The sequence below is a fragment of the Chryseobacterium sp. FG46 genome (assembly GCF_057809135.1).
The window spans coordinates 1-17,807 of record NZ_JBMDJJ010000047.1 but is presented as its reverse complement, the minus strand read 5'-3'; the positions used below and the strand labels follow the sequence as shown (position 1 = coordinate 17,807).

Sequence of the window (17,807 nt, the reverse complement as noted above, 5' to 3'; positions counted from 1 at the left end):
CTTTGAGGATATCAAAGTGTTCAATTAAAAATTCTGGAAGTAAGAATTTAAGAAGTTCGGAATCGCTTAGCATAATACAAAGATACAATGACTAAACATTCCCCCCAACTTTTGATACTGATCCGTTTTGACTATCAAATCTAATGTTGCTTTTAATAATTGAGAATCTGTAAATAGTTGAATGTTTATATATATTTTTAGGAGCTAGTATTGGTGAAGGAAAATGAGATTGGTTGATTGCATCGGGGAAATTTTGCGTTTCTAAACAAAATGCCTCTCTTTCTTGATATATGTGATTCTCTTTTCCTTTTTCATTCTTAATCCAATTGGCTGTATATAATTGTAAGCCCGGCATAGTGGTAAATACTTCCATTTTTCTTCCCGACTGCGGCTCTATAGCGATAGCTGCCAACTCTAAATTATGTATACGGTGTTTTAAAACAAAATTATGATCATATCCTTTCCCTATTGCTAACTGCTCGTGATCTGTATCAATTCTGTCTCCAATACATGTTAAGGAAGTAAAATCAAACGGGGTATTTTTTACAGTTAAGATCTCACCTGTAGGTTCATGGCTTTTTGTAAGAGGAGTGTAAAAATCAGCTTCAATCTGCAATTGATGATTATTTATTGTTCCACTGCCTTCTCCCGCCAAATTAAAATAAGAATGATTCACCAGGTTGAGTATAGTTTCCTGATCTGTTGTCCCTGAACAATCTAATTGTAATTCATTATTTTCACTAATAGAATAGGTTACTATTACAGTTACTGTACCCGGATACCCCTCTTCTCCGTCAGGAGAAGTGTATTGAAAAGTCACTTTTGAGGCAGAGGACTCTTTAACATCCCATATTTTTTTATCAAAACCTATCAAACCACCATGCAAATGATTGCCTCCGTCGTTAATTGTTAATGAGTATTCTTTTCTGTTTAATGTGAATTTTCCTTTTTTAATACGATTAGCATATCTACCACAAATAGCTCCTTGATAGGATTCATTATTATCAATATATTCCTGTGCTGTATCATATCCCTGCACCACATCTGCCAATTTTCCCTCTTTATCCTTAACATTAATACTAACTATGATTGCACCATAATTAGTTATTTGTACAATCATCCCATTCTTATTTTTCAAAGTGAATAATTGAACTTTTTGATTGTTGTGAACTGTATTAAAAGCCACTTCATTGATGATACCCATTATTTTAAAAGTCTAATTTAACAGCTCCTTTTTCTCGAATAAATAAAGGATGACAAGAACCAGCACCAAATAAATGATTTAAAGTTGTAGTGTATCTTTCAAGCAAATCTTCAGGTACAAAGGCTTGTATTGTTCCTGCGAATCCTCCTCCATGCACACGCCAGGCTCCAGCACCTTTTAATACTGCTTCGCTATAAGCCAATCCCAATGAAACTGCTTGTTCTTTTATGTTACCTGATATATAAACATTTTGATTGTACATATACGAACTATGTCCTGAATCTATGACCAATTGTAAAAATCTTTTAAAATCATTCTTCTCTAATGCCGTTACTTCATCTACTACCCGGTCATTTTCGCATTCAAAGTGAATTGCTCTTAAAATAGCCCGATCTCCCACTTTCTGACGGATAGAAGGCGCAATATCCATTACTTTTTCCAAAGTAGTTTCTCTCAGCACACTGCATCCTAAATGGGCTGCAACCTCTTTCATCTCTTTAGGTAAAACAGCATATTCGTTATTCAAGTTGGTATGATCCCCTCGGGTATCTGTAATTACAAGAGAAAAACCAGTAGATTCAAAATCAAAATCTACTTTTTTAACAATAGGATTCGCTACATCAGCAAAATCAATGGTCACTAATCCTCCTACCGAACAAGCTACCTGATCCATTAATCCACAAGGTTTTCCAAAGAAAACATTTTCTGCATATTGTCCTATACGGGCATTTAGGATGGGATCTAATGTACCTTCATTAAATAAATGACTAACAATTACTCCAATTAATACTTCAAATGATGCTGACGAACTTAATCCAGAACCTTTAGGAACGCATCCGTCAATTACGGCATCAAACCCTCCTATTTCATATCCCAATTCATTTAATCGGGCATTAATTCCCCGGATAAGAGCATTTGGAGTTGAAAATTCATTTTCGTTGGGAATAAGATGATTTAAATCGACTTCAAATGTTTGATAACCTGAAGATTCAATCCGAATTATATCTGAATTATTTTTAGCAGCAATGGCAATATTATCCAAGTTTACTGCACCCGCTAATACGCGGCCATGATTATGGTCTGTATGATTTCCTCCAATTTCGGTCCGTCCCGGTGAACTGAAAACAGAAACCTCTTTATCCCCAAAAACTTCTTTGAAACGATTTAATGTTTTGGTATATCGGATTGTCTGCTGACGTAATAATTCTGAATTTCTTCCATATAATTCTCTAAAAAGAGGGATATTTCCCTCATTAACTAAAGAATCAATATATTTAATATTTGACATTTACTTGTATCTAAATTTATAAAACAGTCTATCTTTATTAAGAGCTATTCAAATTTTTTAAAAATTAATTCCTTTCCCTATATGAGGCAGAAACTCCATATCATTACCCTATAAAACGCTAATAATTTTTTGACTTACCCTTTTTAGTAATGAGGTTGTTTAAACTTTTATATTCATTATTTTAACCACAAAAGGCACAAAAGTTTTAAACACTTAAGTTTTTCAGAACCAAGCCTTATGCGTAATAAGTACACCTAAGTTTTGTGAAAATCTTTGCCTATTGAGCGAAGTCGAAATGTTCGTCTTATCTGAACTTTTCTGCGGTATCATATTAAACTTATTTAAGTGAACTCAAGTGTTTTAAAATGAAACCTTGTGTGACTTTTGTGGTTTTGTAAAGTTTAAACAACTTTAACAATAGCTTCGACAGGCTCAGGCTGACAACGCTCAAAAATTTCGGTTGGTATTCAACTTGTCACCCTGAGCCTGTCGAAGGGATCTCAATAAGAAAATCTTTGTTAATCATTAATCCCGAGTATTAATTATAAGGATAAGCCAATAATTTTATTTATTTTTATAATGAATTGTTGAACTTTTTTTAAGAATTTCTGCGCTTTGTTCAGGAGTAATATCTCTTTGGGCTTCCGCTAACATTTCGTATCCCACCATAAATTTCTTCACGCTGGCTGAGCGAAGCAACGGAGGGTAAAAATGCATATGAAAATGCCATTCTTCATGCGATTCTAAATCTGTAGGAGCCTGATGTATTCCGGCAGAATAAGGGAAAGAAATGGAGAAAATATTATCGTATTTTGTAGTTAAATCTTTCAACATCTGAGCAAATAAAGCTTGATCCTCATGTGAAAAATCCGATAGGCTATTTAAGGGATTTTTACTGATAATCATTGTTTCAAATGGCCAGGTTGCCCAAAATGGAACCAAAGCTACAAAAGCTTTATTTTCTAATATAATGCGCTCATTAATTTCTATTTCTCTTTGAACGTAATCATACAGAAGCGTTGTTCCGTTTTTATCATAATAGCTCTTCAAGCTTTGTTGTGTTCTGGCCACCTGAGAAGGAATAGATGACTGTGCCCAAATCTGCCCATGAGGATGAGGATTACTACAACCCATTATTGCTCCTTTATTTTCAAAAATTTGAACATGATTAATGTAATCCAGTTTTCCAAGATTCTGATATTCTTCCTTCCAGACAGACACTACTTTTGTAATTGCTTCTACAGACATTTCAGGAAGAGTCAATGAATGGTCTTGTGAAAAGCAAATTACCCGGTTAATTCCTCTTTCGGGTTTAATTTTAAATAATTCATCCCCGGCTTCATCGAAGGTTACTCCTACGCTCAATAAAGCTCCAAAATCATTATCGAATACATATACACCTTCATACCGGGGGTTCTGGACTCCGTTAGCTCTTGAATTTCCCGGGCATAAATAGCATTCGGTGTCATATTGATTTTGAACGCTTGGTAACGGTTCTTCCTGTTGTCCCTGCCATGGCCTATTGGCTCTTTGTGGTGATACTAAAACCCATTCATCCAATAAAGGATTATATCTTCTATGGGGATGATTTTTACTGTTAAATGAATTACTCATATTGAGTTTATTTTTATATCAGTTTAACCCATTTTCAGGGTTTAACTTATCCAAAATAGGTTCGGCTAATGTGTTTAATTCTTTAATTATTTTATTATTTTTCTGTTCAAAAATAATAATCTCATTATTACCCTTCTTTAAATAACATCCTGGTAAATATAATGTCTGCTGCGGCCCTACAGACCAATATCTTCCTAAATTAATTCCATTAACAAATACAATTCCTTTTCCAAAAGGCCGCATATCTAAGAAAGTATCTCCCACGTTTGATACATTAAAATTTCCTTTGTAGATGGCTGGCCTGTTCTCTTTTAGATCTGATTTTTGTTTTGCGTCAATTAAGGGAGCATTTTCAAAAGGAAGCCCATACATTTCCCAATCTCCTGTTATTTTTCGGTCATTAATAAATACAGGAGAAATAATTCCTTTTGTATTCTTATTAATATTAGCCCCATAGTTAATTCTTCCCATATTTTCTACCAGAATGTCCAATTTTCCATTGAAGGGTATATTCACTTCACATTCATATTTTTTATAGTACCGGTTAAGCTCTCCTACTTTTTTCCCATTCACATAAACAATTGCATAATCTCTTAATCCATCAAGTTTTAAAGTTCCTTTAATTGGCTGATTAAAATTTTTGCTATACCAAACATACCCATGCCCCTGATTTAATTCCTCAAAAGCTAAAGGATTGTCATTAATGACTGGTTTTATATGGTTTTTTAAATTTTCTAAATCCATTGCCTGAGACAATTTTATACCCGGAATCTGAATAACCGGAATTTTTGAAGGAATAGGAGGTGTAGAGGCATCTTTTAATAATTCTCTTAATTTCAGGTATTTTTCGGTTTCCCATCCTGCCTCAGTAATAGGAGCATCATAATCATAACTGGTCATACTTGGCTGTATATCATGTTCTTCATCATAGTTAGCTCCCGAAGTAAACCCAAAATTAGTTCCTCCATGTACCATATAAATATTAAAAGAAATATCATTATTCATGAATTTTTCAATGTGGCTTTTTACTCTTTCCGCAGCTTTACGAGGGAAAGGTTCTGCCCAATGATCTAACCACCCGGGATAGTATTCTGCCACCATAAAAGGACCTTCTCCATTATGAAATTTCTTTACTTCTTTCTTAATATTGTCTGGATTTTCGTCTCCATTTGCAGTTGGCAACGCTCCAGGCAAAGCACCTCCTTCAAATAGCCAGTCACCATCTGATGTAAAAAACTCCATTCCTTTGAAACCCACTTCTTTTAACTGATCAAATACAGATGAACTATATTTTTTATGATCTTCCAGTTTAATGTCTTCTCGTTGACTAACAAAAGACCCAAATTCATTTTCTCCCTGCACCATAACAATAGGACCTCCATTAACAATCAGATAAGGTTTTACCACTTTGTAAAGCTCTGTGAAATATGCTTTTGTAGAATTTAAAAAAGGAGTATTATATTCTCTGATTTTCATATCCTTGTCATTTTGCAAAAACCAAGGATAACCACCAAATTCCCATTCTGCACATACATAAGGTCCCGGACGAAGAATGACCATTAAGCCTTCTTCTTTTGCTATTTTCAAAAACTCAGCTAAATTTCGGTTTCCAGTTTGAAAATCCCATTTTCCAGGAGCTATTTCATGATAATTCCAGAATACATAAGTAGCTATTGTATTTAATCCCATCGCTTTAACCATTTTTAAGCGATGCCTCCAATACTCATGAGGAATTCTAGCATAATGAATCTCACCTGAATGCAATTTAACAGCCTGTCCGTTCAATTTAAATTCTCCATCTTCGATTTTGAAAGATTCATATTTAATAGGTTTCTGCTGCGCATGTATCAAATTTGCACCTACTAAAGACAGGGCTAAAATTATATTTTTAATAAGCTTCATAGTAATTTATTATAAGTCTAATTGAGTTAGTAAAATAAATTTATAGATTTACTCAATACTATCACACTAGTTCCTACCGGTTTTTTTGGCTTTACTACCAGTTTACCAATCTGGAAATATAATGAGGTTGATTAAGTACGGTTATACTCAAAATACCAACAGATTCATTCTTGTCCGATTAAATTAAAGCATCATTAACAGATCGCTCCTCTGGAGCTTTATTTTTTACGGAGACTTCATTTTTTTCTACTAACAGCAGATCCCATCTAGCTCCTATGGGAGCTGACTATTAATAGGACGTATTGTTTTTAAATTATAGCTCCGGAGGAGCGACCTGTTAATTCATACCGAAAATATTAATATTTTCAATATTTTTATACTTTTTATCGGACAGTAATGCAACAGATTATCAATTCCATTGAATAAACTCCTGCCCAACAACGGCTAAAAAATGACAAACAATATTCCATAAATATCACCATTTCTCATTTTTCTCAAATACAAAACTCAAAATTATTTCTATTACCAAAAACGAATATAAATAGCAGTTAGAAGTAATAGAATAATGACAATCAGGAATAATGTTCTATTGTCCACATTAAACATATCTTTGTCCGTGACAAAAGCTTTTGGATTTACTTTTGGCTCAAAAACACTTAATAGAACCATTACAGCTGCAGTAATAAAAAATGACCAACCCATATTGATAAGGAAAGGAATCTCCGTAATGGTTTTCACCACACCATTTTCCAATTTTTCATAAGTGAATGCTGTATAAATCCATGTTTCTTTTCCAAATAGTTTAACTGCAAAGCTGTTAAAGAAAATAGATAATAAAAAACCAAGAATAACTCCAACTATAGCAGCGGTTCCAGTAGTTCTTTTCCAAAACATCCCTAAAATAAACATAGCAAATACACCCGGACTAATAAAACCAGTATATTTTTGTATAAATGTGAAACCGCCTTCTCCACCAATTCCCAAAACATCTGTCCATGTAAATACCAAAGCAATAAGCATCGCCATTATGATTGCCCAACGTCCTGTTCTTACCATTTGCATCTCAGATGCGTTGGTTCTTAAATATTTTTTATAAATATCCAAAGTAAAAATTGTAGATATACTATTTACTTTTCCAGCAAGTGATGCTACTATTGCGGCTGTTAAGGCAGCAACTGCAAGACCTTTAAGTCCAGATGGAAGCAACCCCAGCATTGCAGAATAAGCACTATCTTTTACCCCATTAAAATTTGACAAATGACCTTTTGTATAGAGTACGTAAGCTGCTATCCCGGGAAGCACAACAATTACAGGCATAAAAAGTTTTAAAAATCCTGCAAATAAAATTCCTGTTCTTGCTGTTTTTAAGTCTGCTCCTAATGCTCTTTGCGTAATATATTGGTTACATCCCCAATAATTAAGTTGTACAATCCATTGTCCAGCAAAATACATTGCTAAACCTGGCAAAACTACATATTTCTGTGCCGCTAAGTTTTCCGGCATTGATAAAGTAGTTGTTGTCATTTGTGGTTTATTTAGAATGAGTTTGAAATGTCCCGGAGCTTCTTTCAAAAGGGTATCAAAACCTGCTAGGGCATTTCCAATAGCAGCCCCATTAATTCTTTGATCCACAACCTGCAATGCCATATAAACTGTAGCAAAGCCACCAATAATAAGAACTGCTACCTGAATAACATCCGTGTATCCAATAACTTTCATTCCTCCCAATCCAATAAACAACGCCATCAGTAAAAGTGCAATCATAATGATATGCAGATGACCTGCACCCAGCAATGAATCAATAGCCACAGCTCCTAAATAAAGAATGGAAGTAAGATTGACAATTACATACAAAAATAACCAGAAAACAGCCATAATAAGAGAAACAGACTTATTATATCGTGTTTCCAAAAACTGGGGCATCGTATAAATTTTATTTTTGAGATAAATAGGAATAAACCATACCGCTATAATTATAAGTGCAATGGCAGCCAGCCATTCGTAGGCGGCAACAGCTACTCCTATGAAAAATCCTTCTCCGCTCATCCCAATAAATTGTTCTGCCGAAATATTAGAGGCAATCAAACTCGCTCCAATTGCCCACCATGTAAGCGAGCCTTCTGCGAGGAAATAATCTTTACTTCCTGCATTTTTTGATTTTTTTCGCTTGTATATCCATAAGCCGTATAGTGTTACAACCAAAAAATAAATTAGAAATATAACAAAATCAAATGTCGATAGTTTTCCCACGCTTAAAATTTTTATAGTAAGTTTATCATAGATTTCTCTACTTTTTCAGCACTTTTATGTACTCTAAAGTATTTAATAGTTCAGCACTTCTAATAGATCATTTAAAACAAAACTGAATCTTTTGCGCCAAAACCATACAAAAGGAAACCTTATATTATCAAATGTATAAATTTGGAAAAGACTTCCATACTTGTTCCTACCAGTTTTTGTATATTTACTACTAGTTTAAAAAAATGGAAATATTATGAAGCTTATTAAAATAATTCCCGATTCGGTTGTCCCTAAATACCAACAGATTATAAATTCCATTGAAAAAGCTCTTGCCCAGCAACTTTTGAAAAAAAATGACAAACTACCTTCCATAAATAAAGTGTGCATGGAATTTGGCATTTCCAGAGACACCGTCCTGTATGCTTATGAAACACTGAAAAAGAGAGGTATAGTAAATGCCATTTTGGGTAAGGGATACTATATAAAAAGTACTGATTGGGATTTTGAAGAGCGAATTTTTCTATTATTTGATGAGCTGAATGCTTTCAAGGAAACCCTTTATAATTCATTTTTGGAAGAGCTGCAACAAAGATCTAATATCCACGTTTTTTTCCACTATTTCAATATAGATGTCTTCAAGAAGTTAATTGAAGAAAATAATGGAAACTACACAAAATACATAATAATGCCAGGCAATATGAATGATACGGCACCCATTATCAAGATGCTTCCCAAGAAGGACGTTTACCTATTAGACCAAACCAATTTACATTTAAGAGAATATTCATCAGTACACCAGAATTTCTCAAAAGACATGTATAATGGTCTATCAAAAGCGAAAACATTGCTTGAGGCCTACCAAAGATTGATTCTTATTTTCCCCGGAAAAAAAGAACCTATAGGCATGGTAGAAGGATTTACAGGTTTTTGTAAACAGTATAAAATGAAATATGAGATTATCTGTAATTTCACTGATGAGAAAATAATGAACGGAGACGTATTCATAATTCCGGATGACAGGCATTTAGTAAATGTCATTAAGCAATCTAAAAAACAGAAGCTAAAGATTAGAAAGGATTTCGGCATTATCTCCTACAACGAAACACCCCTTAAAGGTATTGTAGAAAATGGTATTACTACAATTTCTACAGATTTCTGGCAAATGGGAAAGATTTTGGCAGAAATGGTTCTTAATACCAAGCAAGGGAGAATTGAAAATGCTTCTGATTTAATTATCAGGAATTCCCTATAATTGATTTGAATTAAATTTATTAGCTGAAGTTGTTTCATAAAAATACAAGCCAAAGCTAAAAAATGAGGTAACATTCTGAACCCAATTTATGCCTGGTTTTGAAAAAAGGCTCAGATTATAAAATCCAAGCCTTGATTTTTTAACTTACTCATTTCTTGAAATCGTGTCAAGAAAATGTAAATTCTTTCTCTTGCTTTTAAACAATTTTGTTATTAAAAGTCAATATAATTCAGTGTTTTATCAACCAGCAATCCGTTAGAAGCTTTTATATTAAATGATCCGTTTCGTTTTGCTTTAAATTTAATAATGAATAAATCTGCTGTTCCTTCTAAAGGACGTTTTTGTCCTACATTAACCAGCGTAGGATATAATACCTTCTCTTTGTTGGAATGCAGTCTGTCATAAGTCAGGTTTTCCATTTGGCCGATATTTAATGGCGTTATTCCTATGTATTCCAATTCCTGCTGGTTATATGGAATAGCAAAACTCAATGCATTTACAGATTGCAGATTACTACCTTTTACTACTACTTCAACAATATCATTCTTAGCATATTGCTGTTTTGAAGCAGAGGCTGTAATGCTGCCTTGCAGTGGTTTCAATTCTTCATCGCTTACTCCTCCATCTATTTTTGTAGCGACGTTAGAAATATCAAATGCATCAATGAAGCCGTTCTTATTTATATCCCCATGGCTAATATATCCTTCAAAATCAGAATCTCCTTTTCTCAGACCTGTATAATTCATATATGAAGTAAAGTCATTCCTATCAATTTTCTGATCATTATTGATATCACCGGGAAGCAAACTTGAAGATCCGGGAACTTTGAATACATATAATTCGTTTCCACTACCAAAGTTTTTGAAAGCACTGCTGACTTCAATCTTCATAAATCGTGTGGTAGGATGGGTGGCGAAGTCTAAAGATTTACTTATGTTATCTCTATCCCATGTAAAAGAGCCAAGTTCTGTCCAGTCTTTTTTATTATCACTATACGAAATTTTACCATTCATCCATACTCCGTTATAACCGCTGTTTCTAGGGATATATTCTAATTTACTGATTGTGTTGATGGAGCCTAAGTCTAAAATTATCTCAAAAGGAACTTTGCTTTTTTCATAATCCGAATGCCAGCCCGTACTCACATCCTGATCAAAAAGATTTTCTATACCTTCTCCTTCCTGACTTGGAATTGTAACGGTAGCTTTTATGCCTTTAATGGCAAATTCGTAAGGATTTTTATTGGTTCGGGATGAGAAAGAAACCCAATCAGAAGTATTGGTTTTATTTACAGCTCTTAATTTGAAATCATATTTCGTTTCAGGAGCCAATCCTTCAAATAAGAAAGAAGTATCTTTTATATTACTGTATACCATATTGTTACATAATATTTCATAGTAATCAGCATTAGGGATTTTATTCCATGATGGCAATATAGAATATGCAGTGTTTGTATTTTCTGAAGTGATTGGTTTTAAAGCTTCTGCAAATGCTCCGGAGTTGTTTTTTAATTGGTTAGAATTGGTAAACTGGTAATCTTTAATGATAAGCTCTACTTTGTTTTTGCTTATATCGGTAATTTCTGTTTTCACCCAAAGTTGTGGATTTCGGGTAATCGAAATTTTTGAAAACTCAGAACCTTTGGTGGAAAAATTATTGAATTCCGGTTTGCTGTTGTAAAAATAGACGTTGGTGGCATTATTAAATTCATCTAAGGTATTTACTGTATTCAGATTTATATTTTTACCTCCAACAGAAAGTTTTACACCGGATGGTTTTTTAGTAACATTAATTCTAAATTCTGTCATTTTTTCTTTTTCAAAACCATTAAAGTTACCTTGAGTAGGAGAAATACTTATTGTTGCTGTATTTTTAACTACCCTACTTTCTATAAGGGTGCTTACAGATTCATTTTTCTTATAATTTTCGGTTATGCCATCGTCATCATATTCTGTAAAGCTTGATTTGTCTGAAGGATACACTTCATAAATTCTTAATTTTTTATTGATTTGATGAACGTTGTTGTTGGGATTTACCATCGGAATAATAGCGCCTGGCTTCACAAATAGAGGAAGTTTCCAAATTGGGGCATCGAAATGATTTAAAATAATCCCTCCCTCATAAGTTTGTCCTGTAAAGTAATCAATCCAATTGCCTTTAGGAAGGTAAATATTATTTCTGATATCATTTCCTTCTTTATCTATTTTTGTGGCCTGATATACTGGAGCTACCAGGAAATAGGGTCCATACTGGTACTGATACTGAGTAGATTTCCCTAAAGTATATTCATTAGCCTCATCTAAAAACATTGCTCTGATGATTGGCAATCCATCTACGGCTTCCTTAGCTATACTATAGGTATAAGGCATCAGGGTGGATTTCAATTTTAAATAGTTCCTGTTAATAGAAGCAGCGGATTCACCCAAAGCATGGGGATACTTTTCGTTTGTTCCCCAGCCATCCATGTTGAGCTGCATAGGGGTAAAGGTTTTCCATTGGAAATCCCTTGTATTGATAATCGGGTTTTTCCCGCCAAAAATACCATCCATATCCGAAGTAATGTTAGGCTGGCCAGACAAACCAGAACCTATATAGGTAGGAATATGGAATCTGATATATTCCCACTCTCCACCCGTTTGGTCTCCTGTCCAGATACCGGCATATCGTTGTGAACCAGCCCAGCCGTCCAGCGAAATGATAAAAGGACGGCTCCCGTTACCATAGCGTGGTATTATCTGAGCCACATCTGAAATGCCGTTAAGCCCGAATGAGTATCCAGGGCCTACCCAGGCAACATCCGTTTTTAGGACTCTTACGCCTGCGTCACCCACTTCTTTTATGATATCTCTCTGCAAAAGAGCACTTATTCCTTCTTTTGGATGCAAATCAGACTGTGTCCACAATCCTATTTCTACGCCGTTTTTTCTGGCATAATTTCCGAGAGATTTTAAGTTAGCTATATTGCCATCCAAGGTTTCTGTCTGTCCGTATCCTGCACTGTAACCATCATTTGGCAATATCCATCCTAAAGGCATATCTGCATTTTTATAACGGTCTATAACGGCTCTGGCAGAAAACTGATAGTTGTTTTTTTCTCCATTTAAAGATTCTTTAACTCCTCCATTATCTTTTTGGCTCTCTTTATATCTTTTTCCGTCTTCAAATAGGATTCCTTTATCATCTTCTTTCCAATAATCTCTATTGTAGGCATTAAGATGACCTTCATAAAAACCAAACTTAGGTAAAAGTACGGGGTTTCCTGTGAGCTGGTAAAAATCATTCAACAAAGATTTAGGATGATCATCTACCATAAAGAAAACATCCAGGTAATCAGTCTCATGAGCCAGTTTCACTTCATTTTTATTTTGTTTACCAAAATCATAATATCCTTTTTTGAAAGTATGCCACATAAAACCATATCCATTTGTAGACCAGTAATAAGGATTTGGAGAGGCTACGCCACCATCAGTCCAGTTATTTTGATTAACAATTAAAATCGTATTTCCTTTATGAGAAAACCGGCCGTTTTGTACACCGCCTCCATAGAAATATTCATCTTTTCCCTGAGATAAAGTAAGCACTGCTTCTTTGGAATTAAATTCAATGGGAGCCATAAAAGAAAAAGCCTCTTTATTAAGTTTCAGGTTAAATACTTTAAATAAAGAAGTTGTTTTGTCAATTTCTATTTTCACTTTACGAGTAGAGATAGAAATAGTCTGTGGTAAATTGTTGACTGCAATTTCTTGTACTTTTTTTCTGGGCTGATCTACCAAAATCTGAGCAGGAGGTATTGCCTCAAGATTTCTTACTTCTCCACCTTTGGGATCGAAAAATAATCTAAAAATATTTTCTCCATAAAAATCTATCCGTATTTTTTTGTTGCCAGAAAGCAAAACTTCTACTGAAGTTTCTCCTTTCTTAGCAACATTTTCAATTTTTTGAGCCTGAGTTTTTCCAATGAAGAAAAGAAAAGAGCTCAGGAGTAAAATCTTTTGAATTTTTGAATTTAAAACTACATTCATTTACCTTGATTTATTTATTAATTTACATTTTACACTACTCTAAGAAATTAAGATTAAAATCAACTTTTAAGATAAAAACCAATTGTAACCAAATGCTATTCAAACACTTTCAAAAGTAGTTTTTTTTATTAAAAGAGTAGCTCTCTTTTTAAAAAACATGGATAACTTATTGAACGATTTCGTTTAAAAAGCTACCCATATTTATTTTAATAACAGACATGATAAAACCTGTGTGCTCGTATAATCACTGTTTAATTTTTAATCAATCTGGTTTTATAAATCTGACCTTTTTCATCTTTTACAGAAACAAGGTATATCCCAGAATTGAATGTGCCAAGACTTTTATTGATATTATCATTGAGGGTTTTAATATCTCCTTCAGACTGCAATACTAAAGATCCCGATAACGAATATACAGACATTGTATATTTCCCTTTTGAATCAGTCAGTTCCAGTTTCACGGCATCTGATGATTTCGCAGGATTAGGGTAAATTCTCAGTTTACTTACTTTATTTACCTCAGGAGCTGCTGAATTTTTTGCTTTAGAGGCTGCTGAAATTTTTGGATATACCAATATTTTGCTCCCGTTATAGCCCACAGCATACACTTTAGCTGATCCTGTGGGATATTCTATTATCGTAGTGTGGTTTGTGGTATCTCCAATACCTGCCAATGATATTCTAGCCAAAGCACCATGAGTATCATAAACTTCATATGCTACAACATTTTTCCATACATTAACCTGGTCTACTTTAAGCTGAGGACCTGTAGCAGTGTTTAATAAAGTAACTCCATTTCCGGTGGTTCCTGATAAAGGGAGCTTATCCCTGAATACTTTTACGTTATGTGCATTAATATAATTCATTACCGGAGAGACGGGCTTAGGGTACTTTTTTGCTTTAATTGCTGCAATGGTAGCATCAATCATATTTTGCGTAACGGTAATATTTTGTACTCCATAATCGTTTATGTTTATATTGACAGGTCTTAGGAAACCTGCATCGGTAAAAAAGTCTGTGAGATCTTCTTGTACAGCATCACAGGTATTTTTAACAAATTCCATAGAGAGCTGTCCGTTGGTTAAGTTGGCAGCGTCTGTGTTTCTTGATTTTTCTGCTACATCACCATACCAATGTGCATAGTCTACCGCAGATGCAGGTGACGGATGTTCTTCATCTGTAAGAGCAAGCCCTCCTCTGGCTGCACCAGCCACCTGGTAATACAATTCTAACTGCCAGAATGGACGGAAAATAAGAAAGTTATAGTCCTCAATATTTTCAGCAATAGTCCTCAGCACGTTTTTCTTACCTATAAGAGTATAATTTACACTTTTATTTGCTTTCCCCCCTTCTAGTTCTGCTCCGGAGTCAGTTGTTTTAAATGGTTCTCTTTCTAATCTTGGTACCCCTTTACTCATTGTATATTCATTCCAAGCAGAGTAAATATTATTAGTTACTTCACTTAACCCTATCCAACTAAGATTGGGTCTAATTTGATTTACGTGTCCTAGTTCGTGCCCCACGCCCCAGTAATCCATATTACTGACAGAGGTACAGTTAGCAGGTCCCCAAGTTAAATCAAAGTGAGCTCCAGGATTATATTGAAACCAGCCTCCTTTGGATTCAGTATATGCAAATTGGCGATTTTTTGGTGATTTACCATATTTAAACAATCCCATTAGTATTCTTTGTTGTCTTATGATATTATCATAAGCGTTGATAAATTCAGCAGGATTATCCGGAACATATGTTCTTAAAGCACTTTTATCAAATACAAGGTGAATATATTGGCCTCTGATATCTAATTTATGGGAAGCATTATTTAGCAATAATGTTTTCCATTCCGCCGCAGTAATAGCAGTAGCAGAATCAAAATAACCATTTAAGGTGCCTGTAACAATATTAATTTTAACTGGAGGCAAAGCACTGTTATCATTGTAATAACTGATATATCCTAATCCTCCTGTTTCACTTTCAATAATATTTAATCCTGCTTTAAGAGGATATGATTTTTCCGTAAATTTTCCTTCGTTGGCAAAATTGTGTACTTTTAAAAATACAGGACCTGGGGCACTGTCCATAAATAAAACAATTTTAGTCTTTGCCTTAAATACAATTCCTGTCATATTCTCAAATGAATCATAAGCATCTGTTTTTAATGCATTCCGGGTAGTCTTTAAGGTAGGATATACTTCATATGATTTTACTCTGTATTTTTTATTATAGGTTTTATTAAAGAGACATTGAGCCAATGCTTTATAAAAAGGGTTGGTAATTCCGTCTATAATTTCCTGGGTAACGCCCGGCTTCAGTTCAGAATAAATGTTATCTGCAAAAATATCTCCATAAGGAAGTGCTTTCTTAGGATAAAACGCCATTTCTGCACAGCTCGCAAAATTATTCAAGCCATTTTGAACAACAATTTTAATATTGGCTGGAGTAATAGTAGATGGAAAATGAACATCTGTAATTGCGCCAGTCATACCAAAATCATAATTCATAAGTGGTATGTAAGTGGTATTGCTTTTTGTATTATATAAAATTGATACTTTTCCGAAAAAACCATTATTCTGCCCGTCCTGTCTTGGGATATAGCGCAAATAGCCTATAGGCTTTGTCCCATTAAAGTGATAGTTTAACGTAATAGGAAATACATTGGATGTTGGCTCCCACTCAGAGTGATAAAATGTGGAAGTATCTCCATCAAAGCTCATTTTTAAACTATTATTTCCTTTTTTAGTTTCTTTACTGGAAGCAAAAGATCCTGCTGCTATAACGGGTACTTTTACGTTATTGGTTACAGTAGACAGACCACCAATTGGCGGTTTACAATCATCTATGCTATAAACAGGCGGTTGTTGAGATGAATAAAATTTCATTTCAGCACAACTAGAAAAATTACCTCCTCCTTCTGTTATGTAAAGCCTAATAATGTAAGGTTTAAGTATGGGTGATGAAGATAGATCTATCGTTTTCTTTTTATTGTTTTCCGCCCACACAACCTGACTTTTCTTTTGAATGAAAGTAGTAGGATTGTCCTGAGTGGAATAATAGACATCTACTTTTGTCCAGATACCATTAGTTTCTGTAGCTCTTGGTATATATTCAAGCTTGTTTATACTTTGTACATCTACAAAGTAAAAATCCAGTTGATCCGGAATACCGTTGGCATTCCATAAGGAGTGGTAGGTTGTTGCGTCATTATCATCAATGCAATTTTCTACTTCTGAACCAGGTTCAGAAGGCTGTAATGATGTTACTTTATAGGCAGTTATTTGGTATTGTGCTTTCGATAAAGAAAACAACATACATAACATAATTAATATGTAAATTTTTGTTTTCATTTTTTATTTTATGAAGTGTTAGTAAAAATAACAGACATATTTATTATATCTGCTAACATATTTATTGCTTAATTTTTAATCAATCCAATGTTAGAGGAATAAAATCTTATTTCTGTACAGTTAGAAAAATTCCCTCCTCCTTCTGTTATATAAAACCTAAAGACTGCGTCATCCAGTTTACAACAGCATCAGAAATTGTAGGGCGATAGTAACTTCCAGCTCTCTCTTCCAGCTTCCAGCCCATTACCCTTAACTCTCTCATCACAACCAGGAAAATCTTTTAAAAAAAGCTCCATCATAAATTATATGATGGGCCTTTTCAACTAGTTACACCAACATTATTTCACAAGAAGTTTTGTATTAAAAGTATCATTTTGATTGACAATTTTTAAATAGTAAACCCCGGTAGATATATTAAGTAACATCTCGTTTACGCCTTCCTTTAATGTAGCATTTACCATTAATTTCCCTAGACTATCGAATATAAACAATGTCGAATTTTTCCATCCTGCCGGCACGTCTATTTTTAGTGGTGTATTGCTTTTTAAAGGATTTGGATATACGACCAGTTTCTCAATAGTATTGCTTTGGTCTGATGGGGTAAAAGAACCAGCCATCTTTCCGGCAGAAGCTGCCAAATTAACAATCTTCCATTGCTGATTATTTCCTCCTCCATAAGTAGACTGTATTATATTTGTACCATTTGTTGTACTGGATCCGGAGTTATCTAATGCTTTGCCACTTGAAACATTTATGATTTTATAATATCCTGTTCCTAAATCCACTAACTGCCATTGCTGGTTTTCACCTCCGGTATCACTATATTGGGTCATTATTGTACCGTCAGAAGTGGAACTGGAAGGATTGTCAATCAGTTTGTTACTGTTCTTATTAATTATTTTATAATTTCCTCCTGTTTGAGACAATTTCCATTTCTGGC

The 17,807-nt window shown here is 34.2% G+C and carries 9 protein-coding genes; 1 reads left to right on the top strand and 8 read right to left on the bottom strand.

What is annotated here, in order from left to right; translation table 11 throughout:
• Positions 1-91 precede the first annotated feature (91 nt).
• The 5 genes from ACODR7_RS20670 to ACODR7_RS20650 all read right to left on the bottom strand — a co-directional run bounded on the left by ACODR7_RS20670 (position 92) and on the right by ACODR7_RS20650 (position 8,258).
• On the bottom strand, positions 92-1,204 hold the full coding sequence (locus ACODR7_RS20670) for an aldose epimerase family protein (RefSeq protein ID WP_488842068.1): 1,113 nt from the start codon (positions 1,202-1,204) through the stop codon (positions 92-94).
• 4 nt (positions 1,205-1,208) lie between these two features.
• Positions 1,209-2,492 carry a galactokinase gene (locus ACODR7_RS20665; protein WP_488842066.1) on the bottom strand — a complete coding sequence of 428 codons (1,284 nt, stop codon included), beginning with the start codon at positions 2,490-2,492 and terminating at the stop codon, positions 1,209-1,211.
• A gap of 564 nt (positions 2,493-3,056) precedes the next feature.
• Positions 3,057-4,106, bottom strand: a complete 1,050-nt coding sequence (locus tag ACODR7_RS20660) for a UDP-glucose--hexose-1-phosphate uridylyltransferase (protein WP_488842065.1) — start codon at positions 4,104-4,106, stop codon at positions 3,057-3,059.
• A gap of 18 nt (positions 4,107-4,124) precedes the next feature.
• Entirely contained in the window at positions 4,125-6,008 is a 1,884-nt protein-coding gene (locus tag ACODR7_RS20655) for a glycoside hydrolase family 35 protein (protein ID WP_488842063.1), read from the bottom strand.
• A 522-nt stretch (positions 6,009-6,530) separates the two neighbouring features.
• Complete coding sequence (locus ACODR7_RS20650; RefSeq protein WP_488842061.1) at positions 6,531-8,258, bottom strand: sodium:solute symporter family transporter; 1,728 nt, start codon at positions 8,256-8,258, stop codon at positions 6,531-6,533.
• A 244-nt stretch (positions 8,259-8,502) separates the two neighbouring features.
• Here ACODR7_RS20650 and ACODR7_RS20645 point away from each other — a divergent pair, with 244 nt between their 5' ends.
• Complete coding sequence (locus ACODR7_RS20645) at positions 8,503-9,501, top strand: GntR family transcriptional regulator (protein ID WP_488842059.1); 999 nt, start codon at positions 8,503-8,505, stop codon at positions 9,499-9,501.
• Between the two features lie 212 nt (positions 9,502-9,713).
• Here the strand turns inward: ACODR7_RS20645 and ACODR7_RS20640 are convergent, their stop codons facing one another.
• The 3 genes from ACODR7_RS20640 to ACODR7_RS20630 all read right to left on the bottom strand — a co-directional run.
• Entirely contained in the window at positions 9,714-13,523 is a 3,810-nt protein-coding gene (locus tag ACODR7_RS20640) for a TIM-barrel domain-containing protein (RefSeq protein WP_488842057.1), read from the bottom strand.
• Between the two features lie 251 nt (positions 13,524-13,774).
• Positions 13,775-16,831, bottom strand: coding sequence for a M60 family metallopeptidase (locus ACODR7_RS20635; RefSeq protein WP_488842055.1), 3,057 nt, complete (start codon positions 16,829-16,831; stop codon positions 13,775-13,777).
• Positions 16,832-17,205: 374 nt separating this feature from the next.
• Positions 17,206-17,807, bottom strand: a 602-nt coding sequence (locus ACODR7_RS20630) for an RICIN domain-containing protein (RefSeq protein WP_488842053.1), incomplete at its 5' end; no start/stop codon positions are given.